Source organism: Serratia sp. Ser99 (genome assembly GCF_024519545.1).
Taxonomy (GTDB): domain Bacteria; phylum Pseudomonadota; class Gammaproteobacteria; order Enterobacterales; family Enterobacteriaceae; genus Serratia; species Serratia liquefaciens.
In genome coordinates this window covers 516,916-543,195 of record NZ_JALJRT010000001.1, presented here as the reverse complement: position 1 = coordinate 543,195, position 26,280 = coordinate 516,916, and the positions used below count along the sequence as shown (strand labels likewise).

Sequence of the window (26,280 nt, the reverse complement as noted above, 5' to 3'; positions counted from 1 at the left end):
GGGACATTGGTAGCATTTTCGTTCTAGATTAACCCGCCCGTGAATGGAACACTGCGTGCAGACACAGGACGACACCAATCTATCAACAATAGTTCCAAAAGAATTATTGGCGGCAGTGGCAAAGGTGTCCGAATAACACCAATGAGGGTAATATAATGATGAAGCGCAATATTCTTGCAGTGGTAATCCCAGCTCTGTTAGCCGCTGGTGCAGCTAACGCTGCTGAAATCTACAACAAAGACGGCAACAAACTGGATCTGTACGGTAAAGTTGACGGTCTGCACTACTTCTCAGACGACAAAGGCAATGATGGCGATCAGTCCTATGTTCGTTTCGGCTTCAAAGGTGAAACCCAGATTACTGACCAACTGACCGGTTACGGCCAGTGGGAATACAACGTTCAGGCTAACCACTCTGAATCTCAAGGCACCGAAGGCACCAAGACTCGTCTGGGCTTCGCTGGTCTGAAATTTGCTGACTACGGTTCATTCGACTACGGCCGTAACTACGGCGTACTGTACGACGTAGAAGGCTGGACAGATATGCTGCCAGAGTTCGGTGGCGATACTTACACCATTACCGACAACTACATGACTGGCCGTACCAACGGCGTTGCTACTTACCGTAACAACAACTTCTTCGGTCTGGTTGACGGTCTGAACTTCGCTGTTCAGTACCAAGGTAAAAACCAGAACGACGACCGTGACATCAAGAAACAAAACGGCGACGGCTGGGGCCTGTCTTCTACTTATGACATCGGCGAAGGCATCAGCGTAGGTGCAGCATACGCTTCTTCCAACCGTACCGATGATCAAAAACTGCGTTCTAACGAACGTGGCGACAAAGCTGATGCATGGACCGTTGGCGCGAAATACGACGCTAACAACGTTTACCTGGCAGCTATGTACGCAGAAACTCGTAACATGACTCCATTCGGCGGCGGCAACTTCAGCTCAACCTGTAATGCTTCTACCGATTGCGGCGGCTTCGCCAGCAAAACTCAGAACTTCGAAGTGACTGCACAGTACCAGTTCGACTTCGGTCTGCGTCCAGAAGTGTCTTACCTGCAGTCTAAAGGTAAGAACCTGAACGTCCCTGGCGCAGGTACTGACCAAGATCTGGTTAAATATGTTTCTGTTGGTACCACTTACTACTTCAACAAAAACATGTCTACCTACGTTGATTACAAAATCAACCTGCTGGACGACAACGAGTTCACTAAAGCCACTGGCACCGCTACCGATGATATCGTAGGTGTTGGCCTGGTTTACCAGTTCTAAGTTGTCTCACTTAACGGCGGTTCACCGTCGGCTAAGTTAAAAAACAGGGCTTCGGCCCTGTTTTTGTTTTTGCGCTACGCGTAAATTTTTATCCTGCCAATGTCCCCTTCTTCCTCATTTTTTATGCTGAATCTGCGCCCTTCACAAGATCGCTGTGTTTTTCTCGCAAACGGTTGGCAAAGCGCATAACTGGCGCTACCCTGATGCTTCTGTCTGCTTAACTCCGAGCCATGGAAGCACCTGACATGTTTGAAAAAATCACTGCTGCACCTGCCGATCCGATTCTGGGTCTGACCGACATTTTCCGCGCCGACGCGCGCCCGAACAAAATCAATTTGGGCATTGGCGTCTACAAAGACGAAACCGGCAAAACGCCAGTGCTGACCAGCGTGAAAAAAGCTGAGCAGTATCTGCTGGAAAATGAAGCCACCAAAAACTATCTCGGCATTGAGGGCATCCCCGCTTTCGCCAACTGCACGCAAGAGCTGCTGTTCGGCAAACAAAGTCCAATCATTGCAGACAAGCGTGCGCGCACCGCGCAAACGCCTGGTGGCACCGGCGGCCTGCGTGTGGCAGCTGACTTCATCGCCAACCAGACCAGCGCTAAACGCATCTGGATCAGCAACCCAAGCTGGCCGAACCATAAAAATGTGTTTGGCGCCGTCGGCCTGGAAGTGCTGGAATATGCCTACTACGATGCGGCCAATCATGCGCTGGACTTCGATGGCCTGCTGAACAGCCTGAAACAGGCTCAGGCAGGCGATGTGGTCCTGTTCCATGGTTGCTGCCATAACCCAACCGGCATTGACCCTACGTCTGAGCAGTGGGCTCAGTTAGCCGAGCTGTCTGTGGCTAACGGCTGGCTGCCGCTGTTCGACTTTGCTTATCAGGGCTTCGCGAAAGGTCTGGAAGAAGATGCGCAGGGCCTGCGTATTTTCGCCGCCAAGCATCAGGAACTGATCGTAGCCAGCTCGTACTCGAAGAATTTCGGCCTATACAACGAACGCGTCGGCGCCTGTACTCTGGTGGCTGCAGATGCGGATACCGCTGACCGCGCCTTCAGCCAGGTGAAAGCCGCCATTCGCGCCAACTACTCCAACCCGCCGTCACACGGTGCTGCGGTGGTTGCGACCATCCTGGGTGATGATGCGCTGCGCGCCCTGTGGGAGCAGGAGCTGACCGATATGCGTCAACGTATTCACCGCATGCGTCAGCTGTTCGTGAATACTCTGCAGGAGAAAGGCGCAGAGCAGGACTTCAGCTTTATCATTAATCAGAACGGCATGTTCTCGTTCAGCGGATTGACCAAAGAACAGGTGCTGCGCCTGCGTGACGAATTTGGCGTTTACGCCGTTAACTCCGGCCGGGTTAACGTCGCAGGCATGACGCCAGACAATATGGCGCCTCTGTGCGAAGCCATCGTCGCCGTGCTGTAAAGGTTACGGTTTCAAATAAGCAAAAGGGGCGCTAAATGCGCCCCTTAGTTATTTCTGCCGGGAAATAACCTTACCAGATGGCCGGTTCTTCTCGCAGGAACGGATTGGTTTCACGCTCTTGACCGAAGGTAGACATCGGTCCGTGCCCCGGGATAAACGCCATGTCATCCCCCTGTGGCAGGAGCTTGGTGCGGATCGAGTTGATTAATGCCTGGTGATCGCCGCGTGGGAAGTCACTGCGACCCACGCCACCGTTAAACAATACGTCACCCACTAGCGCCAACCGCGCCTGCTCATTAATAAACACGATATGACCAGGCGTATGTCCCGGGCAATGCAGCACCATGAGCGTCATTTCACCCACCTGCACGCTGTCCCCTTCTTCCAGCCAGCGAGTTGGCGTCAGAGGCGCACACTCTTCCAGACCAAACATCCGGCTCTGTGCAGGCAGACCATCCAACCAGAAAGCGTCTTCCTTGTCCGGACCGTAGATCGGTACCTGATAGTGTTCCGCCAGCTCAGCCGCTGCCCCTACGTGATCGAGATGGCCGTGCGTCAACAGGATCTGCGTGACCGTCACGCCCTGCCTGGCAATTTCGGCCTTTAATTTTTCCGCTTCGCCGCCGGGATCGACCAACGCCGCCTGTTGGGTACTCTCACACCAGATCAGGCTGCAATTCTGACTAAAAGCGGTAACGGGAATAATTTGGTATTTCATAAGGCTCCAACGACAACAGCGCCATACCCTGATGGGCTGGCGCTACTCACTTATGGTGCACAGCGATTACCAGGTCCGCACCGGGCCGGTATCGATGTGTACAAAGTTGCTACGTGGGTAATATCCTACACCACCGGCGCTCATTTTTAACGCCGCTTTGCGGATATTGCTCAACTGGATGCCTTCGATATGGAAGTCCATCGCCTGGCCCTTGGTATGATAGCTGTGCTTGGCCACACCGCGGCTGCGCTCACGCAGCTCATTGTTGGTATCCAGGGAACGATAACCTGAAACCAGCTGTACCGGTTTGTTGGTGCCCAACAGACCCTGCAGGCGATAGAGGTGATCAAATAGACGAGGATCGATCGACTTGACTTTATTGGCTCGATAATCACGGAAGAGATGATTAAGACGAACTAATTCGTCTTTATTATATCCCTTGCCGTCGAAGAATTCGGCTTTCAAGGATTCGCCCGTATGCATATTATTAACGACAAGAATACGCGGGCGCGAAGTAGAAAGACTGGCAAAGGCTTGCCCAGGGAGCAGCGCTATGCCCACAGCGGCGCTACCTAACGCCAGCCACTTACGGCGATGATGATCAATTTTGTCCATGTTTCTGTTAAACCCGGCAAGAATATCAAAATATATGCACAAAACAGCGCACTGCCTGAACCATAACCGCCCACACTGATTGAGTCAACCCGTGATATCCCGCGGTTTGCAGGCACTCACGGAATGAGTGCCTGCACCATGGCCCGATATTCTGACCGTTATTTATTTATAATTACTGCATTTATTGCATTAATTTTTCGGCCTGAGCCAAAATTTGTGCACCCGATCTCACCGTATCATCGTAATTGTAAATATCTGTACGGAATTGTGGCTTTCCATCATCAGAGACCCAGGCGGTTAAATAATACAATTTAACCGGAATATGCTGGCGGATATTTACGTAGGTGGTATTTCCCTGTTTTAGGGTGGAGGAAACACGGGTATTGTTCCAGCCCGCATCCTGCAACAGCATATTCGCCAAATCCGAAGCCTTGTTGACCCGCACGCAACCCGAGCTCAGGGCACGAATGTCTTTCTGGAACAGGTTATGGTTCGGCGTGTCGTGCAAATAGATGGCGTCCGAACTCGGCATGTTGAATTTAAAACGCCCCAGCGAGTTGGTCGCTCCCGGAGCCTGGCGGATCCGGTACGGGAAGTTACGGGCCGACACCATATTCCAGTCGATCATTGCCGGGTTGATCACCTCAGCATCGTTGCTCCAGCCGGAAAGCACGGTATAACCGTGTTTTTGGAAGTAGCTGCCGTCACGCATCGCCTTCGGCACAATGTCTTCGCGCACCAGCGTGGTCGGCACGTTCCACGGCGGGTTAACTACCACATTGTTCAGCGCACTGTTCATCAACGGCGTCTTGCGGCTGGGCCGCCCTACGATCACCCGTGACGAAAGCACCTCATTGCCGTTCAGGTAATAGGTCAACGAGTAGTTAGGAATGTTGACCATAATTCCGGTGTCAACACGGCCGGGAAGAATGCGTAAACGCTGGATGTTCAAGGCTAACAGCGAAGCTCGCATTTGCGGCGTCACGTTAAGCCATTCGCGGGTGCGTACGCCAATCACGCCATCAGCGCTCAACCCTTGCCATTTCTGGAAGCGTTTAACGCCCTCAACCAAATCGGCAGTATAGCGATTGTCCGTGACCGTGACCGGACTCTCCTGCTGCTGACTGAACGGCGATTGCGGTGACGGCGCCAAGTCTTTTACCGGCGCGGCAGCCGGGCTGACTACCGCACTCTGGGCCTCGCGATTTTTCTCTTCATCTACCGATAAGCCACCATCGTCTGGCTCATTGCGCGAACCGGTCAATACCGCAGGCGGCTCCTGCGCCTCTGCCGGCGCGGCAGAAGTGGTCAGCATACCGTTGCGCGCCAGGATCTCGCGCAAGGCAGGAATATCATCGCTCAGTTGATCGGGGCGCAAACTCGGGCCATTGGCCATCTGCGGCCATGGGCGTCCATCAGCCAGCATGTCGCGTAATGCCTGATGCATCTTGGCGTATTGCGGGTGCTGCGGTGCCAGCGAGTTGACATACGGCACCGTTTTACCCTGACGCACCGCCAACTGCCACTGGTTAATCACCGTATTCGGCGGCAAACCGAGCTTGTAGGGAATGTTGCTGTACAGCCAGCTGTTGCCATTGGCGCCGATCGACGAAACGAACTGCAAATAGCCCAACATCGCATCAGACAAAACGACATCGCGCGCTACACCGGTAATAGCAGGGTTAGTCAATAATCTCACCCATTGCGTAAACTGCGGTTGCACACCGGACATTGCCAATTCAGCCAGTTGCTGCTGAAATTGCTGTACCGCTTCGCGATCCTGCCACATCAGTTGCATCCGGTTCGCTGCGTACAAAGGAGCAAGCGTTGAAAGATAATGCGGTGTGATGCCTTTAGGCAATGCCGCAAGCAATTCCGAACGACTTTGCGCAACTGACATGCCGGAAGACGCCACCGGGAATGCAGGAACGGTTGCCCATACGGGTAGCGACGACGCAAGACCACATGCCATTGCGCAACTCAACGCCAAACGTCGTACCTTGTTTCCATTTCTAAGCAACATCCATTGCCCCCTGTATGCTCACAAAAAATACAACTAAGACAGCTTATTAGTTTCAGTATACGAACAGAAAAGCCATTTTGCCCTTTGGCACTAATGAATAACTGTAATTCATTAAGCTACCCGTTTAAAAGCGGATAAAAAAGCAGGACTATCATCCATGTGTACAAAAAAATAGCCACCCCAGGGCGGCTATTTTCAGATTATTAGCGGGCTTTTTTGCGCTTACGGCGTTTCAGCCGCGGTGACACCCAGTGCCGCAGGCGGTTCGTTAGCGAAACCGCGCAGCCCCACAACGTGTACGTGTTCATGGTTCTGGAACACCTTACGCACCAGCTTATACGTGGTCCCTTTTTCCGGGCTGATGTTTTCCGGTGCGGCGATGATCAGCTGCATTTCCAGGCGGTCGCACAGCTCAAACAGGGTCGCGATGGATTTGGCATCCAGTCGAGCCGCTTCATCGAGGAACAGCAGACGGCATGGGGAGATATCTTTACCGCGCAGGCGGCGAGATTCTTCTTCCCAACTCTGTACCACCATCACCAGAATCGACATCCCGGTACCGATCGCTTCACCGGTAGACAACGCGCCGCTCTCCGCACGCAACCAGCCGTCGGATCCGCGGAACACTTCCACTTCCAGCTCGAGGTAGTTACGGTAATCCAGCAGCTCTTCACCGATGGTCTGCGGCGTGCGCTGGCCCATATCAATCTGCGGATTCAGGCGCTGGTACAGCTTGGCCAGCGCTTCTGAGAAGGTCAGGCGGTTGCTGTTAAACAGATCCTGGTGCTGTTCCTGCTGCTCAGAGAGCACGTCCAACAGGGTCGCATGCGCTTCTCGCACGTTGACGTTCAATCGCACGCTTTTCACCTGGCCGAAGGAAACCGCCTGCAAGCCCTGGTTGAGCATGCGGATACGGTTCTGTTCGCGCTGGATGGTTTTGCGAATGATGTTCGCCACGCTCTTGGAACTGATCGCCAGCTTCTGCTCACGTGCGGTCAGTTCTTCGGTCAGACGGCCCAGCTCGATTTCCATCTGCTCGATAGCCTCGACCGGGTCATCAGTACGAATGATGTCCTGACGAATACGCTCGCGCAAATGCTGGTACACCGCGATATAGAACTGGATCTTGCGTTCAGGACGCTTAGGATCTTCCGACAGACGCAGCACGTCACGCAGATGTTCGTTATCCGATACTGCCAGACGCAGCGCACCGAGCGCCTTATCCGACATCGAGCGCAGTTCGTCGCCGTCCATATAAGCCAGTTCGCGACGGTGCAGACGACGCTCAACTCCGTTGTCTTTCACCATGCGCATCACTGCGCACCAGCCCGCCTTGGCGGTCACCACCTGCTCACGCAACTGATGGTAATCACGCTCAAGCTTACGCAGTTTCTTCTGCAAGCCGTCCATTTCCGCTTCGCAGAAGGTCAGCTGTTTTTCCAACTGGTTACGGCGCGCGCGGTTGTTGCTCAGGCCGGCGTGCAGTTCATCACGACGTGCACGGGCACGGGCTTCAGCATTGGCATCCGCCTGTACGCCAATGTCGACCAGCTCCTGGCTCAGTTCTTTCAGCATGTCGCGCTTGGCGTCATACGAGCTTTTCAGCGACGCCAACACTTGGCTGTACTGAGTAAACTGGGTCTGATACTGACGTAACTGCTCGCGGGCACGGGTACGTTCCGCTTCCGCGTGCTCAAGACGTTGGCGCAGCTTGTCGTTCAAATCGTTGTTGGCGTTTTGCATACCGGCAGAGTCGGTATAACCGAAGTGCGCGCGGCGCTGTACCACTTCGATCAAGGCAAACGCCTGCTGTTTAGCCTGACGCTGTACGCTTTGCGCCTGGATGTAATCCTGCTGCAGCTGTTCATGTTGCTGCGGATCGCTCTGCAGCACCGACAGCAACGGCTCAAGCTTGGTCAGGGAAACGCCGTGCTGCTGAATATGACGCGCGGCATCCTGCGCCTCTTCCAGCTCTTCACGGATTTCTTCTACGCGATCCTGCAAGGTTTCATCGTTTAACAATGAGACCAACGGCATCAGGCGGTTAAGCGCGGAGATGCCTTCTTTCGCCTGCTCATATTGCTGGCGTTGCTGCTGGTTCTGCGCTTCATGGTTGTTCAGCGCGCGCTCTACTTCACCGCGACGGGAAGTGAGGCTGCGGATTTCCGCTTCCGGATCGGCGTCAAACGCCACCGCCAGATGAGAGCCGATGAAGCGGCTGAAGGCCTGATGCGAACGCTGGGTCTTTTGCACGTCGAATGACAGCGTGGCGTAACGCTCAGCCAGCGTTTCACGCTCGGCGTGCAGCACTTCCAGGCGGTTTTCGCGGGCGGCGCGACCAAACAGCGGCACTTCCGGATAACGGGAGTAACGCCATTGGCGATCGGCGGTTTTCACCAACACCGCTCGGTCTTGCTCTTCAACGGCGAACACGCTGTCATCGAATGACTGCGGATCCCCTTCGATCAGATAGAGATCTTCCGGGCAATCTTCCAACCCTTCCAGCATTTCGCGGACCAGCGACAGATCCGGCACCACGATCGCGTGACGCGACGGGCCATACAATGCGGAGAAGTAAGGCGCATCGTCGATAGTGACATCGTCGTAAATTTCGGAGAGCAGCACGCCGCCAAAACGTTCGGCCAGCGTAACCAGGCGTTGGTCTTCGGCCCCGCCCGGCTGGCTGAGACGTTCGATCTGCGCTTCAACCGCACGCTTGCTGGCAGCCACTTCGTCACGCTCAACGGTGGTTTCGCGTTCGCGCTCCAGCAGTTGCTGCATGTACTCAGTCACCTGCTGGCTGCTTTCCAGCGGTTCGCCGCTCTGCTCGCTGAGCTGGCTCAGAGCATCCTGCGCCGCTAACCAGACAGGGGCGCGGGTGGTGAGCTCACGAATGCGTTGCTGAATTTGCTCCAGTTCCTGGCGCATTTCCATCCGGCGTTCGCCGGCCTCGCTGACGCTTTGCGACAGCGACTCCAGACGCTCTTCCAGCTCTTGTTGCAGAGCATCGAGTTCATCCGGCTGATACTGCTGACCATGGCGCTTGCAGAATTCCTGCAGCAGGCGTTCGGCATCCTGCTGGGAGCGCAGACGTTGTTCCAGCTCGCTCAGGCGCATGCGCAATGGCTGTACGCGTTCGGCAAGGTGTTGTTGCGATGGCCAGTCACGCAGCAATTCGCGCGCGCACTGCCAGGCTTCGCTGCGGCTGACCTGACCGGCGATTTTCCCCACCAGCTGATAAGCCTGTTCAAACTGACCGTGCGCGGCATCGGCCACGCTCAGTTTCTGCTCGAGCATCAGCAAGGCTTCAGTCGCCTCTTGCTCGCGCGCCTGGAAGGTATCCAGCCACTGTTCGGCATTTTCGGCGGTCAGCTCCGGCAGTTGGCACAGTGCTCGCGCACGTTCCAACGCCTGCAACGCTTGCTGATATTGAATGGCGCGGGTCTGCTGCACGTCCAGCGCCTGCTGGTAGTCGGCGAGTTGGCTTTTCAGCTCATCCACTTCCAGTTCGGCCGCCTCGGCGCGCGCTTCGTTTTCGGCCTGCTGTTCGCTGGCCTCCGCCACCACTTCGTTCTGTTCTTCAAGACGGTAGGTCAGCTCTTCCAGATCGCCTTCATAGCGCTCGATCTTTTCCTGCTGGCGCATCGCCGTCTGCACCAGGTTAAGGTGATCGCTGGCGGCCTGATAATCCGTTTCCAGATCGGATTCTGCACCACTCTGCTCCGCCAGTTCGCGTGCCATTTCGACATGGCGATACTGCTCAGCAGCCAGCTGTTTGCGGCTGCCCAACAGATCGCTGCGTAATGCCAGCGCGCCGTCCAGATGAATACGCCGCTCATTGGCATGGCGCATATAGTCCGCCGCCACGTAGGAGGTGGCTTCTGAAATCAGGTGCTTGAATAGATCGCGATCGCTTTGGGTCACGCGGATCGCTTCCAGCGTCATGCGGTTTTCACGCAACGCCGCTTCCATGTCCTGGAAGGCCTTGCGCACGCCGCTGTTTTCCGGCAACAGATAGTCGCGCAATGAGCGGGTGATGGCGCTGGAAATACCGCCGTACAGTGAAGCTTCGATCAGACGATAGAACTTGCTGCGATCGGACGATGAACGCAAGCGTTTCGGGATCACGCCCAGATCGAACATTAATGAGTGGTAGTCGGTGATGGAGTTGAATTGCTTGAACTGCACGCCTTCCATCTCTTCAACGCGCTCTTTCAACTCCTGCAGTGTCAGTACGCGCGCCTGGCGCTCGCCCACCGTTTGGGTCAAAAGTTCGGTCGGCTGTACTGCCGTTGGCAGGCCCTGGATGGTGAATGGCTTGATGTCCACTTTACGGTCACGGCCGGCCACCTGTTGCAGGCGCACGCCCACCACGACACGCTGGTGGCGTGAGTTGATCACATCGAGAGTGGAATAACACACCCCGGCACGCAGCTTACCGTGCAGGCCCTTGTCGCGCGAGCCGCTGGTGGCGCCGGCTTCGGTGGTGTTACGAAAGTGCAACAGCGTCAAGTCGGGGATAAGCGCAGTGACGAAAGCCGCCATGGTGGTGGATTTCCCTGCCCCGTTACCGCCGGACAGCGTGGTCACCAACTCATCGAGATCAAAGGTGCGGGCGAAGAAGCCGTTCCAGTTGACCAGCGTCAGCGAGCGAAATTTACCGCGTTCAATCATTCCTGTTCATCCTCTGCACTGTCCGGTGTGGTATCAAGCTGCGAATCTTCAGCATCGCTTTCATCAGTCAGCGACAGGCTGTTTTCAACCGGCATCGCTTCGCCGTCACGGATCATACGTAACTGTGCTTCACGCGGATCGTCACCGCTGCGCACATCGGCGCCAAAGCGGAACACCGCTTCGGTGATGCGGAACTTGCTGCTGTCATTGCCCATGAAGTAGATCATGCCCAGACGACGCAGGCGGTTCAGTGAAGTGCGCACTTTTTCGTGCAGCTTCTGGCGATCGAGATCCGAACCGGTAGAGCGCTGATTAACGAACTTCAGCAATTTGGTTTCGTCTGCCAGGCTCAGCAACTCGTCGTACAGCTCCTGATGGCTGAAAATCCCCTCATGCGCCAGACGCTCCGGGCTGAGGTAGAGATAGCACAGGATTTTCCCCACCATCATGTCCAGCTCGGATAAAACCGAACGCGGGATCAGGGTAGTGGAGCGCGGACGCAGATAGAAGAACCCTTCCGGCGCGCGGATCAACTCCACGCTGTAGCGGGCGTAAAACTCTTCCAGTTCATCCTGGAAATCCATTAAGAAGGCGTGGTTGTCCAGCTCATCGATACCGATGTGACGACCTGCGCGCAGATGGCTGTCCAGCGCAGGGAACAGCGCGTTAGACAATGCCTTGGCCAGCTTGACTGGCATTACTTGTTCAATATTTGTCGATGACATGGGCCTGGACCTTGGCTCCGTAATCATTGATTGCCTGCCATTGTGCCGGCAACCCTGAAAAATCTGCTTCAGCCACACCAAGGCGCACTGCCTGGTCGACCACTATACGTGCCACATCGAAATGACGGGCACGCGGATATTGCGCCAGATAATCGCGCATCACCGCCCCTAAATTGAGCGGCATCTGTTGTTCCTGATAAATCTTCAACGCCTGTTCGATCATGGCCGCCAGCTGCTCGCGAATTTCGCTGAACTCCTCGAATTCCAGATCCGGCGGCAATTCCCCGGTCACTTCCTCGCTGCGCAAGGCCAGCTCTTCGTCACGCATATCCAGCAGGCGATCGGCGTTGGCATGGGTCAGTGTCCATGGATTGTCGAAATAGTTCTGCACCGACTGGCGCAAACGCTGAGCGAACACCCGGTTCTTGTCCATGTCGATCGCGGTACGGATAAATTTGTGCACGTGGCGGTCGTAGCCAATCCACAGGTCGATCGCCTGCTGGCCCCAACTGATGATGCGGTCGAGCTTGCTTTGCAAGTCGAACACCAGCTTATCGACGAAGCCCAGCTCCGCGCCACCCAGTGTAGCATCCTGAATGCGCAGCAGGTTGGCCTGCAGCTTGTCGCCTGCCGCCTCCAGAGTATCCTGCAGTTCACGCAGGGTGCCTGAGGTTTCGGACAGCAGCATCTCACAGCTGGAAATGGCTGCCCGCCAGTCCTGGTTCAGCAGCGCGGCGATATCATCTTTTACGCCCTGCTGCTGTTCATCCATCACCCGTTGGGTCATGTCGATGCTGTCGAAGATTTCCGCTACCGAATATTTCAGCGGGGCAAATACGTTGCGGTGCCAGTGGAAATCGTCACCGCCCTCTTCGGCGGCGTCGGCGGCGCGTTTCAGCTCCTGCGCCACGATCGACAGCTGCATCGACAGACGCAGCGTGGAGAATTCGCGCTGACGAATATAGTAATCGGTAATGCCGATCCCCAGCGGCGTCAAACGGTAAATTGCGTTACCGTCCGCCAGTTCGCTGGTGAAGCGGTTTAACAGGCGCTGGCGCACCATGTCGTTAATCGCATTGTTGGCGCGGACCGCCACCGTTTCATGCGTCTGTTCGAAACCCTTGCTGACATGGCGAAATGCATCAACCAGCTCACCTTCGCTCATCTCGCCGTCCAGCCGCTCGCCGTTCAATGTGGCGATAGCAAGCAAAAACGCGAGACGCTCCGTAGGGAGCGAAATAGAGAAATCATTTTTCCGTGCCCAGGCGACCAGTTCGGGTACTGTCTGGGAAAATTCACTCATAGTTCGTCCTTCAGGTTTGGTTTATGCGCCATGACGTGAATATAGCGCCCCAAACTCACGTACGGCTCCTGCCGGCAATAGTGCTGTTCAAGCGCCAGTAACTCTTCAAATTTTTGCGTCTGTAACTGCCTGCTTTGCAGGTAATCGTGGAACACCCGCACGCCGGTTTTCCCGCTGATGCGCATGCCCAATTGTTCCAGCCAGCCGTATACCTGCGGCGGACTATGTGGATATTGCGGTGACAACGAACGCTTTCTGCGCCTTCTGACCTCGGGGTTCACCAGTTGGAAATTACCCAACACCACGTTACGCATCAAGAGGCCATTGGCATTAAAGAACATCAATGACAGTGCGCCACCTGGCAGCAGGCAGTCGAACAACGCCCGCAGTGCCGCTTCAGGTTCGGCAATCCATTCAAGCACAGCATGAAACAATACCAGATCAACCGGCTGTTCCAAATGTTGGCCAATATCCTGTGCTGAACTTTGTATGAATTGCATGTTCTGGCTCACACCTTTCTGCTCAGCCAGTAATGCGGCGCGTTGGATCATCTCACCAGAAAGATCGCACAACAACACCTGATGTCCTAATTCTGCCAATTGGCAGGCCATATGGCCTTCGCCGCCGCCGGCATCCAGAATGCGCAGCGGCCGCTGCGGCAACTGGGCCAACAGCGTGGTCAGATCCTGCCAGACTACCGCCTGACGGATTTTCCCTTTGGTGGTGCCGTAAATATTACGCGCAAACTTTTCAGCAATATCGTCAAAATTGCGATCCTGCATGGACAACGGCTCCGCTGATCTTATTCTGTTGGGGGCAAAGCGCCAGCCCATTCAAACCTGCTATTTTGGCACAGACTGGCTTAGAATGAATCTTCTTGCGGCCTGAATGTGCCCGGATGTCGTTTTTTCGCCCAAAAGGACCTGATTTTTGATGCTGTTTAACCTGAAAAAGTTCATTGGCGCCATTTTAATGCCGTTACCTGCGCTGCTGCTGTTGATGGGACTGGCGCTGTTGCTGCTGTGGTTCACCCGTTGGCAAAAAAGCGGCAGGGTCATTTTGACGGTGAGCTGGCTGTTTTTACTGCTTTTCAGCCTGCAGCCGGTGGCCGACAGGCTGCTACGCCCAATCGAATCGGAGTATGTCACCTATCGCGGCACTGACCCGGTAAAGTATATCGTGGTGCTGGGGGGCGGCTATACCTTTAATCCCGATTGGGCCCCCAGTTCCAACCTGATCGGTAACAGCCTGCCACGCGTCACGGAAGGCGTGCGCCTGTATCTCGCGCATCCCGGCGCAAAAATGGTGTTCACCGGAGCCGGAGGCCCCAATACTCTGAGTAACGCGGCGACGGCGGCGAAGGTAGCGGAAAGCCTGGGGGTGCCAGGCAGCGACATGGTACTGTTGGATCGCCCGATGGATACCGAGCAAGAGGCGTTGCAGGTGTCGAAGCTGGTCGGGCAACAGCCCTTTATTCTGGTGACCTCGGCTAACCATTTGCCACGGGCGATGCGTTTCTTTGAAGCCAAGGGGCTGCACCCTATCCCGGCACCGGCCAACCAATTGGCCATCAGCTCACGTTTGAATATCTGGGATCGCGTGGTGCCATCGGCTATGTTCCTTGGCCACAGCGAACGCGCCTGGTATGAAACGCTCGGCAGCCTATGGCAATGGCTTAAAGGGGCCGATGAGGTTTCTGTCGACTAAACAAGCTTAACCGGCAAGCCAGGGCAGCAGCTGTTTGGAAGCATAATCAAACGGTTGCCGATCCAGCTTGCCGGTATGAATCAACCGCCCCACCGCCTCCCACACCACATACAACCAGCGCCGCACCAGGAAAGATTCCGCCACCGGCGCACGTTGCAAATAATAAAACAGCAACTGACTGGGCATTCCTGCCTCACACAGCCTGAAAAGCTCATATTCCCGTGGCGCCCACAGCATCATTCCAGGGTTCAACATCGCCAGTAATTGATCGCTTTTGGGGTCTTTTAACATACTGCGTAGCGACAAGTTGCCGTGCACCAGCACGCAGGGATCGTCAAATCCGACAAAAAAATGGGTCAATGCTTCACGTGTGCGATACAGCAAGCGACGGTCTGCCATCGTCAGCTGCGGCGAATTAAGGTTGCTGACCGTTGACCACAGCACTTCCACCCGCTGTTGATACCAGCAGAACCAGTCGTTTTCCTGAGTGCTGTCGACCGTGCCGACGCAGCCGTGGCTGTCGATACGGTGCCAGGCTAATACGCCGTCGACCACCTGTTCCATCAACGAATTCCAGCGATCCGGTGTGCGCGTCGGCGCTTCCGCGGATACGCCCCGCAAACGTTCTATCAGCAAGATCTCTTTATAGGGTGATTGCTGGGAATAGACCACGCCATACACCGTCGGCAAACGAATATCGCCTTCGCGCGCCAGCATCGACAGCTTATAGGCCTCCTGCTGGGCAATCCCTTGGCAGACAAAGCTTTTCGCCATCAGCGGAATAGCGTGCCCCTGTTGGTCGTACAGTGAATACATGTGTGCATAAGGCTGCTCGCTGACGCGTTCCAGTCGGCTGATAGACTCACCCAGCACAATACTCAGTTCAGCGCGTAACTGCTCCATAAGGAAATAGCCTCAAGAGATAGGAAGAGACGCAGCTATCATCGAACGCTAAGCAGATAAATTCTTCAACGCAGATCAACAAAATGGGGATATAAGAAGGGAAATGATAATGCCGCCGGCGCGCCGTGTGGCGCACCGGCGTTCAATGATCAGCTTTTCATGCTGTCACGGACACGCTGCAAGTCTTCCGGCGTATCAACCCCCACGCTCGGCATTGCCTTGGCAACCGCCACGTGGATTTTTTCGCCGTACCACAGCACCCGCAACTGCTCCAGCAACTCAATTTGTTCCAGTTGGCTTGGCGCCCAAGTGACATAACGGCGTACAAAGCCGGCGCGATAGGCGTAAATGCCAATATGCCGCAACAGGCTGTCGCCGATGCTCTCTTTGGATTGGGCGAAACGTTCACGATCCCACGGAATGGTGGCGCGCGAAAAGTAGAGCGCATAGCCCTGCGCATCCATAACCACCTTAACTGCATTGGGGTTGAAGGCTTCTTCCGCACTGTCGATCGGCACTGCCAAGGTAGCCATACCAGCCTGGCTGCCCGCCAGGTTTTCAGCCACCTGCCGTACTATGACCGGAGGGATAAGAGGCTCATCACCCTGAACGTTAACGATGATTTCGTCATCATTAAAGCCATAATGCTCGATCACTTCAGCCAAACGTTCGGTGCCCGAATTGTGATCGGCCCGGGTCATGCAAACTTCACCACCGGCCGCTTTCACCGCTTCGGCGACGGCTGGGTGGTCGGTCGCCACAATGACGCGGCTGGCACCGGACTCGCGCGCACGTTCCATGACGTGCACCACCATCGGCTTACCGTGAATATCGGCCAGTGGTTTCCCAGGCAAACGGGTTGAAGCATAACGAGCTGGAATAATAGCGATGAAACTCATGCGTGTTTCTCATCCAATGAAAGCGCCCGCGCCTCATTTTCCAGCAGAACCGGAATGCCATCACGCAGCGGGTAGGCCAGGCCATCCACTTTACACACCAGTTCCTGGTTTTCTTTGTTGAAATAGAGCTTACCGTTGCAGACCGGACAGGCAACGATTTCGAGTAAACGGTGGTCCATGCTTCCTCCAGGGTGGAGATCTTACGTAAGGAAAGTGGATGAGGATAGCACAACGCTATGCGCCAGGTTAATCACCGGCTGCCTTGTTGTTGCGTTTTAATCTGCTGCAGGGATTGAACTGGCAATGGCACAGGCGTAGAATTTTGTGACTCAGATCACAAAAAGATATTTCTCATGATCAAACGTATTCATAAGATCATCGCCATGTTTGCCAACTTCAGCAACTGAGGCCACCCCCTTGTAACGAGCGGCGCTGGAATTCGTTTTACCCACGCCGACAACGCCGTTCGTTATTCCACTTCCCAACCCTCGCGCCATTCGGTCGCCAGCGGTGCCGGAATATCACCCAAAATAACCTGATTTGCACCGTGCCATTTTGCACTACGGGTGATGGCTTGCCGAATGTCCTGCATACGCTGTTTACCAAAGCGAACCTTGGTCTGCGGATGGAAACTGATGATTTCAAATATACCCTGCCGACGATGCATTTTTGCATCAATGCGACCAATCAGTTCTCCACGTTGCAACACGGGAAGGGTGAAATAGCCATACTGCCGTTTTTCTTTTGGCGTGTAACACTCCAACCGGTAATCGAAATCGAACAACTCCAGGGCGCGGCGGCGATCCCAAACCACTGGATCGAAGGGAGAAAGCAGAGTGGTTACGCTTGATTTCAGCTTACCTTGCTCCGCCAGGTGCAGTTCTTCGGCTAGCGAATGGTGTACGTAAAACTCCCCCTCCAATCCGTCGATCAACACCGGCAGCACTTCTCCCTGCTGCTGCAACCCGGCCAAGAGTGCCTTCGGCGCTACTCGCTTCAGTCGGTAGTAATCTGCCAGCCATTCAGCCTTGAATATCCCCAGGAAGCGACAGGTACGCGTCAGCATCTCATGCCGCGCATGATCGGCCGCCAGCCCGTGTCGACTATCATCCCAATGGGGCATTAGCCTTTCCGTAAGATCATAAACGCGGTGGAAGTTGCGTCGCTCAGCCACCATAAGTTTGCCGGCGGTAAACAGGATCTCAAGATGCCGCTTTTCCGGCTTCCAATCCCACCAACCGCTGTTCCCTTTCTTCTCGGCGCTAAAATCCGCCGAACGTACGGGGCCAGTGGCTTCAATATGTTGCAGCAGTGCATCAATTGCGGTGCGATGGTCCTGCATCCACTCTTCGGAATACTTCCAGCCCATACCCTGCGGCTGCAGCATACGATGTCGCAGCAGGCCAAAATCTTCAATGGGTAAAAAGCAGGCTTCATGTGCCCAGTACTCGAACAACTGTCTACCGGCCAGCGCCTGTTCCAGCCATTCGGGCTGATAATCACCCAAGCGGCTGAACAGCACCAAATAGGGGCTGCGAGCGACAACGCTGATGGTATCGATTTGCAGGAGGCCCATACGCTGAATGGCGGCAACCACATCGTCGGGCTTGGCTTTACGTTTTATCGGGGTTAACAACCCCTGTGCGGCAAGGTGGAGCGCACGGGCGGCAGTAAGAGAAATAACGGGGGTGTTCATCCTGATATCCGAAGTGATTGAACAATCGCTTGATAATAGTGGATATCGGGGAATTTATCTTCGCCAGTGCTTGGGGTGGCGGCACCGGCACTGGCGAGGAAGGGATGGGTCAGAACGCGATAACGTCTGCCGCTGACAGCCCGTGGGAGCTGCGATAGATCGAGAACTCGACGTTCTGACCTTCGTTTAATGATTTATTTTTAGTATTGGCAATAGAACGACGGCTTACATAGATTTCGTCGCTACCGTCTACCGGTGAAATAAAGCCATAGCCTGCGGCCTGATCAAACCATTTCACACGGCCCATTTGTAACACAGTATTTTTAAACATAACTTATATCCTTTTACTTGAGCATCCTTAACAACGTCATTTTTATTATTGTTGGACGCTACCAGCCCATCCTAAAGTTTTTCGTAACAAACCTCTCGTGAGCAAAAAATAAAAAACCCGCACTACGGCGGGCTTGTTGAACTTAATATCTTCCGCAATGAATCAGCATTAACGCATCATCATGGTTGTATTAAGATCGTTTTACGCTATTCCCTGTTTTCTTACAGAGCAACAACGTTAGCGGCAGCCGGCCCGCGCGGGCTGTCCTGGATGGTATACTCAACACGCTGGCCTTCAGCCAGAGTTTTGAAACCGTCGGTCGCGATTGCAGAGAAATGTACGAATACATCTTTTCCACCGTCGTTCTGTTCAATAAAACCAAAACCTTTGCTTTCGTTGAACCACTTCACCTGACCAGTCTTCTTAGACATTACACATTTACCTTTTAAATATATATACAAAACCTGCCATAAGGCAATTTAGGCCGTTTTTAGAAACATTACTTATGGGAGGTACTTAGAAGGTTCGTCTTTGAAGCGGAATCAGATGATAACGTTTTTGGAGGAACTGCTTAACTCTATACTCGAACATAAATAGGTCTGTATCACAGGCCGACTTGCATTTACTCATAAATCTATTCTTTGCACAAGAGGTTTATTGCCTTATTTTTATCATTACTTCGAATTTGTTTTTATGTCTATGATTGTGCATGAGTTAATTTATCTTTTTTTATGTAAAAATCTTGGCGTTATTGCCTTCTGGACGGCCAATGTTACCGCCCTGTGCTGTTCAAATGAGAGCTAACGCATAAAAATCTAATATGCTTGCCCAAGCTATAACAAAACCCATTCGACATGGCTAAACTTGAGGTGAAAACAAGGCAGATGGCCTTTCAGCCAGCACTTATGCCGTCAAAAATATAATTTTTCAGATTATACTGAATTAAGGAGCTATGCGCATGACCGCCCAGCAGTTCGTCTCACCGAATGAAATCCGCGCCAGATTCTCCCACGCCATGTCAGAGATGTACCAAAAAGAGGTACCTCTGTACGGCGATTTGCTCGAACTGGTAGCGGAAACTAACAGACAGGTCCTGCGCGAAGATGCCGCATTGGCTCATCAATTACAAATTACCGGCGAAATCGAACGACTGGCCATGGAGCGTCACGGCGCTATCCGGGTGGGAACTGAGCAAGAACTGGCGACCCTGCGGCGGCTGTTTAATGTTATGGGCATGTCCCCGGTCGGTTATTACGATCTGGCCGTGGCAGGCGTTCCGGTCCACTCCACCGCATTTCGTGCGGTGCATGAAGACGCGCTGCAAATCAGCCCCTTTCGCGTGTTCACTTCGCTCTTGCGACTAGAGCTGATTGATAATCCGGAACTACGTCAACTGGCGCAACAACTGTTGGCGCGTCGTAGAATATTTACCGAGCGCGCACTGGAGCTGATCGCCTTACAAGAAGCCCAGGGAGGGTTGGACGAGAACCAGGCCGACGAATTTGTCGAGCAAGCGCTGGAAACCTTCCGTTGGCACAGCCGGGCGACGGTCAGCGCAGCCGAATATCAGCAGTTGCACGACCAACACCGTTTGATTGCTGACGTGGTCGCGTTCAAAGGCCCGCACATTAACCACCTGACGCCGCGCACCCTTAATATCGACCTGGTTCAACAGGCAATGCCTGGCCGGGGCATCACTCCCAAAGCGGTGATTGAAGGGCCACCGCCGCGTCGCCGCCCTATCCTGCTGCGCCAAACCAGCTTTAAAGCGCTGGAGGAAAACGTCGATTTCGTTGAGCATGACGGCAGCGCCGTTCACGGGCACCATACTGCCCGCTTCGGTGAAATAGAACAGCGCGGCGTTGCGTTGACGACGAAAGGCCGCGCACTCTACGATCGTCTGCTGCAGGCTACCAACGATGCACTGCAGGCACCGCCCAACGAGAAAAACGCAGATCGCTACAATCAACTGCTGGCGCAAAATTTTCAGGCGTTTCCGGATGATTATGCCACCCTGCGAGAGCAGCAGTTGGCCTGGTTCCGCTATTTCCCGACCGAATGCGGGCTGGCAGCCAAAGACTCATTGGATCAGCACAGCACGCTGGAACAGTTGATTGCCAAGGAATATATCCGCTTCCAGCCATTGGTGTATGAAGATTTCTTGCCGGTCAGTGCCGCGGGTATTTTCCAGTCGAATCTCGGCGATACCAGCCATGCGCAATACAACGCAACGTCAAGCAAAGCGGCGTTTGAACTGGCTTTGGGAGCCGAGGTGATCGATGAGCTATCGCTGTATCAGCAAACACAGCAGCGCTCGATAGACGCCTGCGCGCAAGCCTTGGGGCTGCACGCGCTAGCGGTTTGAATTATTGCTTCAGCAGGGCTTCGATGTTTTGCAGCAGTTGCTCAGCCTGATCGGGGGGAAGTACCGCATCAACCGGTAAATACCACCAGTTAGGCTGGGCAAAGGCCCGGCATTTGACCGCATCTTTTTCAGTCATCAGCAGCGTTTGTCCAGGGGTTACCAGCGCCGCCAGCGGGTCATGTTGGTATTCCTGATGATCGGCAAACGCCACTTCTCTTTCAACGTCCACACCCAGCTTTTCCAGCGTGGCGAAGAAGCGCGGCGGATGGCCAATGCCGGCCATCGCCACCACATGCAGCAATTCAACCGCGGGCCGGCGTTCGCCAGTGGCAACATTCACCGCTTCGCGCGCCTGCAATCGCATGGCAATTTCACCCGGTTGCGCCACGCCACCGTTGGTGATCAATGCATCAACGCTGTTCAAACGCGAAACGCGTTCGCGCATCGGGCCCGCAGGCAACCACCAACCATTACCGAAGCGGCGTACACCATCAATCACGACCAATTCAAAATCGCGCTGTAAGGCGTAATGCTGCAAACCGTCATCGGTAATCACAATATCAAGTCGGTGCTGCTTAAGCAGCGCCTGAACCGCTTCGGCACGGTTCGGCGAGATGGCAACCGGCGCGGCGGTACGTTGATATATCAGAACCGGCTCATCCCCGGCCTGCCGGGTAGTAGTACTCGCATTGAGTAACAGCGGATACGCCTCTGCTTTACCGCCATAACCGCGCGAAACGACACCCACCCGGTAACCACGCTGCTGCAACTGCTCCACCAGCCAGATCACCATCGGGGTTTTGCCATTGCCGCCAGCGGTGAGATTTCCCACCACTACTACCGGTACCGGCGCACGCCAGCTTTTACGCAGGCCGCAACGGTAGCTGAGCCGAATCAGTCCGCTGACCAAGCCATACAGCCAGGACAGCGGTAATAACAGCAAATAAACCAGCGAACTGCCTGACCAGATGCGTTCGATCATTATTGACCAAACTGCATACGGTGCAGCTGGGCATAGGCGCCCTGCTTTTCGATCAATACGGCATGCTCGCCACGCTCGACGATACGGCCATCCTCAACCACAAGGATTTCATCGGCTTTCTCAATCGTCGACAGACGGTGCGCAATCACTAATGAAGTACGGTTTTTCTGCAACTCATCCAGTGCGGCCTGAATAGCACGCTCTGATTCGGTGTCCAGTGCCGAGGTGGCTTCATCGAGGATCAGAATCGGGCAATCACGCAGCAAGGCACGGGCGATGGCGATACGCTGGCGCTGACCGCCGGAAAGCATTACGCCATTCTCGCCAATTACCGTATCCAGACCATTGTCCATTTTCTCAATGAAATCCATGGCGTAAGCCATGCGCGCGGCCTTCTCTATCTCTTCGCGGCTGTAGCGTTCCTCACGCGCGTAAGCGATGTTGTTGGCGATGGTGTCATTGAATAAATGCACATTTTGCGAAACCAGAGCTACCTGATCGCGCAACGACGCAAGCGTGTATTCGCGCAGATCGTGACCATCCATCAGGATCTCGCCTTCCTGAACGTCATAGAACCGGGTCAGCAAATTGGCGATGGTCGACTTGCCCGATCCTGAACGGCCCACCAACGCCACCGTTTTACCTTCTGAAATGCTCAGATTGATATCACGCAGCGCTGGGGTTTCTTTGCCTGGATAGTAGAAAGTAACATTGCGGAATTCGATGTCGCCTTTCGCACGAGTCACTTCGCGGGTACCGGTGTCTTTTTCCTGCTCCATGTCCAGAATCGAGAACAAGGTCTGGCACGCGGCCATCCCACGCTGGAACTGCGCGTTGACGTTAGTCAGTGACTTCAGCGGACGCATCAGAGCGATCATCGAAGAGAACACCACGGTGATGGTACCGGCAGTCAGGGTTTCCATCACGCTTGGGAAGCTGGCCGCGTACAGAACAAAGGCCAGAGCCAACGAAGCGATCAACTGAATGATAGGGTCAGAGATTGAGGAAGCGGAAACTAACTTCATACCCTGTTGACGCATGCGATTGCTGACCGAATTGAAGCGATCGGTTTCAACCTGCTGGCCGCCAAAAATCAGAACTTCCTTGTGGCCCTTCAGCATTTGCTCGGCGCTGGTCGTCACCTGCCCCATGGTGTTCTGCATGTTTTTACTGATATTACGGAAGCGCTTGGAAACGATGCGGATCGCAATAGAGACAATAGGAGCCAGGACGATCAGGATCACCGAAAGCTGCCAGCTGTAATAGAACATCATGGTGAACAGCGCGATGATCGACGCCCCTTCACGCACCACGGTCACCAGTGCACTGGACGAGGATGAAGCGACCTGCTCGGAATCATAAGTGATGCGAGACAGTAATGTACCGGTAGATTGCTGATCGAAGAAGGACACCGGCATTCTCATCATGTGGCCAAACAGACGACGACGCATGTGCATCACCACCATGCCGGAAACCCATGAAATGCAATAGCTGGAAACAAAGCCCGTCGCCCCGCGCACCACCATGAGGCCAATAACGGCCAATGGCATCCACAGCAGGATACTGCTTTCCGTTTTCCCAAAACCGTCATCCAATAAAGGTTTAAGCAAAGACAGCATAAAGGCGTCGCTGGCTGCGTTCATTACCAACGCAATGGCGGCCACGATCAGCCCGGTCTTAAAAGGTGTGATCATCGGCCAGAGGCGACGGAAAGTCTGCCAGGTGGAGAGATCTTTATCATTCATCATGCAAATACCAGCATCGGAAGAAATAGCGGCCCATTTTACTCATTATCACCCTCTACGCCAAACCGCTGATGGTACCAACGGGGCATTATTTGCTCACGAAAGCCTTTAATTTGCCAATCGTTGTCGAAAAAAAGTACGGATAACTGACCGGAGCGCGATGTATCGCGCCATATGATGCCATTTTCCCGATATCTGGCGACGACTTTAACCGCAGGTAATCGCCATTTATTGTAACGCGATGCGGAAGCTATTGCCGCCTCCGGCGCTACAGCACGTAAAAATGGCGGAGTGGATGACGTTTTACTGCCATGGTGAGGAACTTGCAATATTGTCGCTCGCAACATATTTCGCTGATATCGTACCAGCTGAGTCTCCGACCTTTTTTCCGCATCACCGGTCAGCAGCAGGCTGTATTTGCCATCATCGATACGTATGACGCACGAGTCGTCATTTCCCGCGGTCTTTACTGCTTTCGGTGGCCACAGCACCTGGAATTGCAGCGATTGCCATTGCCAACTTTCCCCCGCGACGCAGGGTAAGTGGCCAGCGCCAAGCCGCGGACTTCTCACCGTCGCCAGCGGGAATGCCTGCTGCAATTCCTCAAGACCACCGATATGGTCCAAATGATCGTGGCTAATGACGATTTGATCCACCGGCAGCCCACGCCATTTAAGAAAGGGGACGATATTGCGCGTGGCCGCACTGCCCGTCTCCCAACGGGGTCCAGTATCGTACAATATCGCACGGCCATTCTTTTCAACCACCATGGCCAAGCCATGACCAATATCGAGCATATCTACGCGCCAGCGATATGACGGGGCTTTCTCGCGCCACAGCAGGCAGCACACTGCCAGCGTTACCAGCACCGAGACATAGCGCAGCCACCAATGAAAGCGCCAGAAAATCACCATCAACCAGCCCATAATGCTGACAACCAGCGATGCTGCGCCAAGGTCAAGCCACCCGTTCTGCAGGTAGTGTAATGGTGTGAAAACCCACGCCAGCGTGAGGTCTGCTGCCCACCACAACCCGGTACTCAACGGAGGGAAAATCCCCAGTACCACGGCGAGAAGTATCAGCGGAACCGTCACCAGGGAAACCAAGGGTACGGCCCAAAGATTGGCCGCTATTGAGGTCATACTGAGGCCAAGAAACAAGCCTGCTTGCATCGGCACCAGCAACAATGTGATACCAAACTGAATATGCAGCCAACGCAGCGGTGCCCAATACCATCCCACGCGAAAACGGGGACTGAGGGGGACCCATTCAAACCAAAATATCAGGCACAACACCGCCGTCGCCGAGAGCCAAAAGCTGTCGGACAACACTGCCAGCGGATCGCAAATCAGTATCAAGCCGATACACCACAACCAAACTTGCCAAGAGGAACAATGAATGCCCCGTATGCGTAGCAGCATCCAGAGGGTCAACGCCAGGCCGGTTCTTACCGCCGGTGGGTGTGCGCCAGCCAACCAGATATAACCCAATGCACCGAGCCAACTGATCACCAGAGGGAAACGGTAGCCGATTCGGTGGGCAGGTAACCAAAACTGGATTACCCGCAGCAAAGACCAAATCAAAATGGCCACCATCGCCACATGTAACCCTGAAATGGCCATCAGGTGAGCAATACCAGTTTTTAACATCAGCGAACGCAGTGAAGGCTCTAGTGCCCCGCGTTCACCAAATGCCAAAGCCAGTAAAACGGCCTGATAACGAACCGTACCAATATTGTTTTCGGCATGGCGGATAATACGCTGTCGCCAGCTACAGGCGGGATCCAAAAGTGTGGCGCTCTTTACCTGTGCCGTTAATGGTTGACGCTGCGAGATAGCCCAACGTTGGCTGTCGAAGCCCCCTTCATTTAAATTGCCGTGTACAGGCCGCAGGCGCAGTTGCATCTGCCAGCGCTGTCCGGCGCACAAAGGTTGCTCTTTGGGTTGCCACAGTGTGGAAAACGCAATGGATGGCACCAACCATCTGCCATTAATCTGTTCTATATGCATTACCGTCTGCTTGCGTGCCGTAGCCGCAAGCGCAATGCTGCTAACTTCGACCACGGCATGTACTACAGGCCCCTGGCTCAGGCGGTTGATTTGGTCGACCAGGTTTCCGGCAGTGAATATCGCCCACAGAAAACCCAAAGCCCCCCATGCCATAAATCGGTAAAGGGAGCCCCTGCGCCACAGGTAACAACAGATGGGCAGAGTGACGCATAGCATTATTCGTGCGTCAGGCAGATGCGGCATGAAAAGCAGGGGCAGAGTGCCGCAGATAATCGCGATAATCGCCAAATCCAGCGAGGTCTTGATAGGGTTTCTCCCGGTTTGGGGCAGCTATTCAAGCCGCCAACATCACGGGATTGTTCACATCAAGACCAGGTTCCACCAGCCATAATCTAACGACGTGCGCGAGGCGCCGCACAATAACGATGACCGTTACCTTCAGGAGCAACATGTTGCGACCTAGCAAGCAGAAAAGTGCAGAATCAACCTGTCAATCTCAGCGTTCAGGCCAAAAAAAACGGCGCCCTGGGGGCGCCGTTTTATATTTCAGTACAAGCAACAACTCTATGGAAGTCAGTGACTAACCATAGATATTGGCGCGGTCACGCAGCTCTTTGCCTGGCTTGAAGTGAGGAACGTACTTGCCGTCCAACTCAACTTTATCACCAGTTTTCGGGTTGCGACCCACACGCGGAGCACGGTAGTGAAGAGAAAAACTGCCGAATCCGCGGATCTCAATGCGTTCACCATCGGCTAACGTAGCAGCCATATGTTCTAGCATCTCTTTCACTGCATCCTCAACGGCTTTCGCCGGTACATGAGATTGCTGGCCAGCAAGTCTTTCAATAAGTTCAGACTTGGTCATAGTT

At 54.3% G+C, this 26,280-nt stretch carries 21 protein-coding genes; 4 read left to right on the top strand and 17 right to left on the bottom strand.

Annotation, left to right across the window (positions count from 1 at the left end; translation table 11 throughout):
• Positions 1–155 precede the first annotated feature (155 nt).
• Together ompC and NR114_RS02560 are read left to right on the top strand one after the other, a co-directional pair.
• Positions 156–1,280 (top strand): porin OmpC, encoded by a 1,125-nt coding sequence (gene ompC, locus NR114_RS02565; protein WP_020826150.1) that lies wholly within the window; start codon positions 156–158, stop codon positions 1,278–1,280.
• A 245-nt stretch (positions 1,281–1,525) separates the two neighbouring features.
• Positions 1,526–2,716, top strand: a complete 1,191-nt coding sequence (locus NR114_RS02560) for an amino acid aminotransferase (protein WP_234531068.1) — start codon at positions 1,526–1,528, stop codon at positions 2,714–2,716.
• Positions 2,717–2,786: 70 nt separating this feature from the next.
• Here the strand turns inward: NR114_RS02560 and NR114_RS02555 are convergent, their stop codons facing one another.
• From NR114_RS02555 to cmoM, 7 genes are all read right to left on the bottom strand, one after another.
• Complete coding sequence (locus tag NR114_RS02555) at positions 2,787–3,434, bottom strand: MBL fold metallo-hydrolase (protein WP_234531069.1); 648 nt, start codon at positions 3,432–3,434, stop codon at positions 2,787–2,789.
• 66 nt (positions 3,435–3,500) lie between these two features.
• On the bottom strand, positions 3,501–4,049 hold the full coding sequence (locus NR114_RS02550; RefSeq protein ID WP_020826147.1) for a YcbK family protein: 549 nt from the start codon (positions 4,047–4,049) through the stop codon (positions 3,501–3,503).
• 181 nt (positions 4,050–4,230) lie between these two features.
• Positions 4,231–6,072 carry a L,D-transpeptidase gene (ldtD, locus tag NR114_RS02545; protein ID WP_130015494.1) on the bottom strand — a complete coding sequence of 614 codons (1,842 nt, stop codon included), beginning with the start codon at positions 6,070–6,072 and terminating at the stop codon, positions 4,231–4,233.
• A gap of 222 nt (positions 6,073–6,294) precedes the next feature.
• Complete coding sequence (gene mukB / locus NR114_RS02540) at positions 6,295–10,746, bottom strand: chromosome partition protein MukB (protein ID WP_020826145.1); 4,452 nt, start codon at positions 10,744–10,746, stop codon at positions 6,295–6,297.
• A complete protein-coding gene (gene mukE, locus NR114_RS02535) occupies positions 10,743–11,471 on the bottom strand; it encodes a chromosome partition protein MukE (RefSeq protein ID WP_041414390.1) in 729 nt (242 codons plus the stop codon). The genes mukB and mukE overlap by 4 nt, the downstream gene beginning before the upstream one ends.
• Positions 11,452–12,774 (bottom strand): chromosome partition protein MukF, encoded by a 1,323-nt coding sequence (gene mukF / locus NR114_RS02530; protein ID WP_020826143.1) that lies wholly within the window; start codon positions 12,772–12,774, stop codon positions 11,452–11,454. The genes mukE and mukF overlap by 20 nt, the downstream gene beginning before the upstream one ends.
• Positions 12,771–13,556, bottom strand: a complete 786-nt coding sequence (gene cmoM, locus NR114_RS02525; protein ID WP_020826142.1) for a tRNA uridine 5-oxyacetic acid(34) methyltransferase CmoM — start codon at positions 13,554–13,556, stop codon at positions 12,771–12,773. Before cmoM ends, mukF begins: the two co-directional genes overlap by 4 nt.
• Positions 13,557–13,707: 151 nt before the next feature.
• Between cmoM and elyC the strand changes: the two genes are divergently transcribed.
• Positions 13,708–14,481: an envelope biogenesis factor ElyC gene (gene elyC / locus NR114_RS02520; protein WP_020826141.1), complete on the top strand. Its 774-nt coding sequence runs from the start codon at positions 13,708–13,710 to the stop codon at positions 14,479–14,481.
• Positions 14,482–14,487: 6 nt separating this feature from the next.
• On the opposite strand, the gene NR114_RS02515 is transcribed toward elyC, so the two are convergent.
• The 6 genes from NR114_RS02515 to NR114_RS02490 form a co-directional block, all read right to left on the bottom strand.
• On the bottom strand, positions 14,488–15,384 hold the full coding sequence (locus tag NR114_RS02515) for a YcbJ family phosphotransferase (protein ID WP_129940236.1): 897 nt from the start codon (positions 15,382–15,384) through the stop codon (positions 14,488–14,490).
• A 149-nt stretch (positions 15,385–15,533) separates the two neighbouring features.
• A complete protein-coding gene (gene kdsB, locus NR114_RS02510) occupies positions 15,534–16,283 on the bottom strand; it encodes a 3-deoxy-manno-octulosonate cytidylyltransferase (protein ID WP_020826139.1) in 750 nt (249 codons plus the stop codon).
• Positions 16,280–16,462, bottom strand: a complete 183-nt coding sequence (locus NR114_RS02505) for a Trm112 family protein (protein WP_006320791.1) — start codon at positions 16,460–16,462, stop codon at positions 16,280–16,282. The genes kdsB and NR114_RS02505 overlap by 4 nt, the downstream gene beginning before the upstream one ends.
• A gap of 290 nt (positions 16,463–16,752) precedes the next feature.
• Positions 16,753–17,979, bottom strand: a complete 1,227-nt coding sequence (locus NR114_RS02500) for a winged helix-turn-helix domain-containing protein (RefSeq protein ID WP_234529622.1) — start codon at positions 17,977–17,979, stop codon at positions 16,753–16,755.
• A 109-nt stretch (positions 17,980–18,088) separates the two neighbouring features.
• On the bottom strand, positions 18,089–18,310 hold the full coding sequence (locus NR114_RS02495) for a cold-shock protein (protein WP_006320799.1): 222 nt from the start codon (positions 18,308–18,310) through the stop codon (positions 18,089–18,091).
• A 221-nt stretch (positions 18,311–18,531) separates the two neighbouring features.
• Positions 18,532–18,741, bottom strand: coding sequence for a cold-shock protein (locus NR114_RS02490; RefSeq protein WP_020826136.1), 210 nt, complete (start codon positions 18,739–18,741; stop codon positions 18,532–18,534).
• A 527-nt stretch (positions 18,742–19,268) separates the two neighbouring features.
• Between NR114_RS02490 and NR114_RS02485 the strand changes: the two genes are divergently transcribed.
• Positions 19,269–20,675 carry a VOC family protein gene (locus NR114_RS02485; RefSeq protein WP_020826135.1) on the top strand — a complete coding sequence of 469 codons (1,407 nt, stop codon included), beginning with the start codon at positions 19,269–19,271 and terminating at the stop codon, positions 20,673–20,675.
• A gap of 1 nt (position 20,676) precedes the next feature.
• Here the strand turns inward: NR114_RS02485 and lpxK are convergent, their stop codons facing one another.
• The 4 genes from lpxK to ihfB all read right to left on the bottom strand — a co-directional run bounded on the left by lpxK (position 20,677) and on the right by ihfB (position 26,276).
• Positions 20,677–21,657, bottom strand: a complete 981-nt coding sequence (lpxK, locus tag NR114_RS02480) for a tetraacyldisaccharide 4'-kinase (protein WP_116690813.1) — start codon at positions 21,655–21,657, stop codon at positions 20,677–20,679.
• The gene (gene msbA, locus NR114_RS02475; RefSeq protein WP_020826133.1) at positions 21,657–23,405 is read right to left on the bottom strand and encodes a lipid A ABC transporter ATP-binding protein/permease MsbA; all 1,749 of its coding nucleotides are present in this window, start codon (positions 23,403–23,405) and stop codon (positions 21,657–21,659) included. The genes lpxK and msbA overlap by 1 nt, the downstream gene beginning before the upstream one ends.
• A gap of 35 nt (positions 23,406–23,440) precedes the next feature.
• Positions 23,441–25,705, bottom strand: coding sequence for a ComEC family protein (locus NR114_RS02470; RefSeq protein ID WP_256814039.1), 2,265 nt, complete (start codon positions 25,703–25,705; stop codon positions 23,441–23,443).
• Between the two features lie 286 nt (positions 25,706–25,991).
• Positions 25,992–26,276 (bottom strand): integration host factor subunit beta, encoded by a 285-nt coding sequence (ihfB, locus tag NR114_RS02465; RefSeq protein WP_004942652.1) that lies wholly within the window; start codon positions 26,274–26,276, stop codon positions 25,992–25,994.
• Between the last annotated feature and the right edge of the window lie 4 nt (positions 26,277–26,280).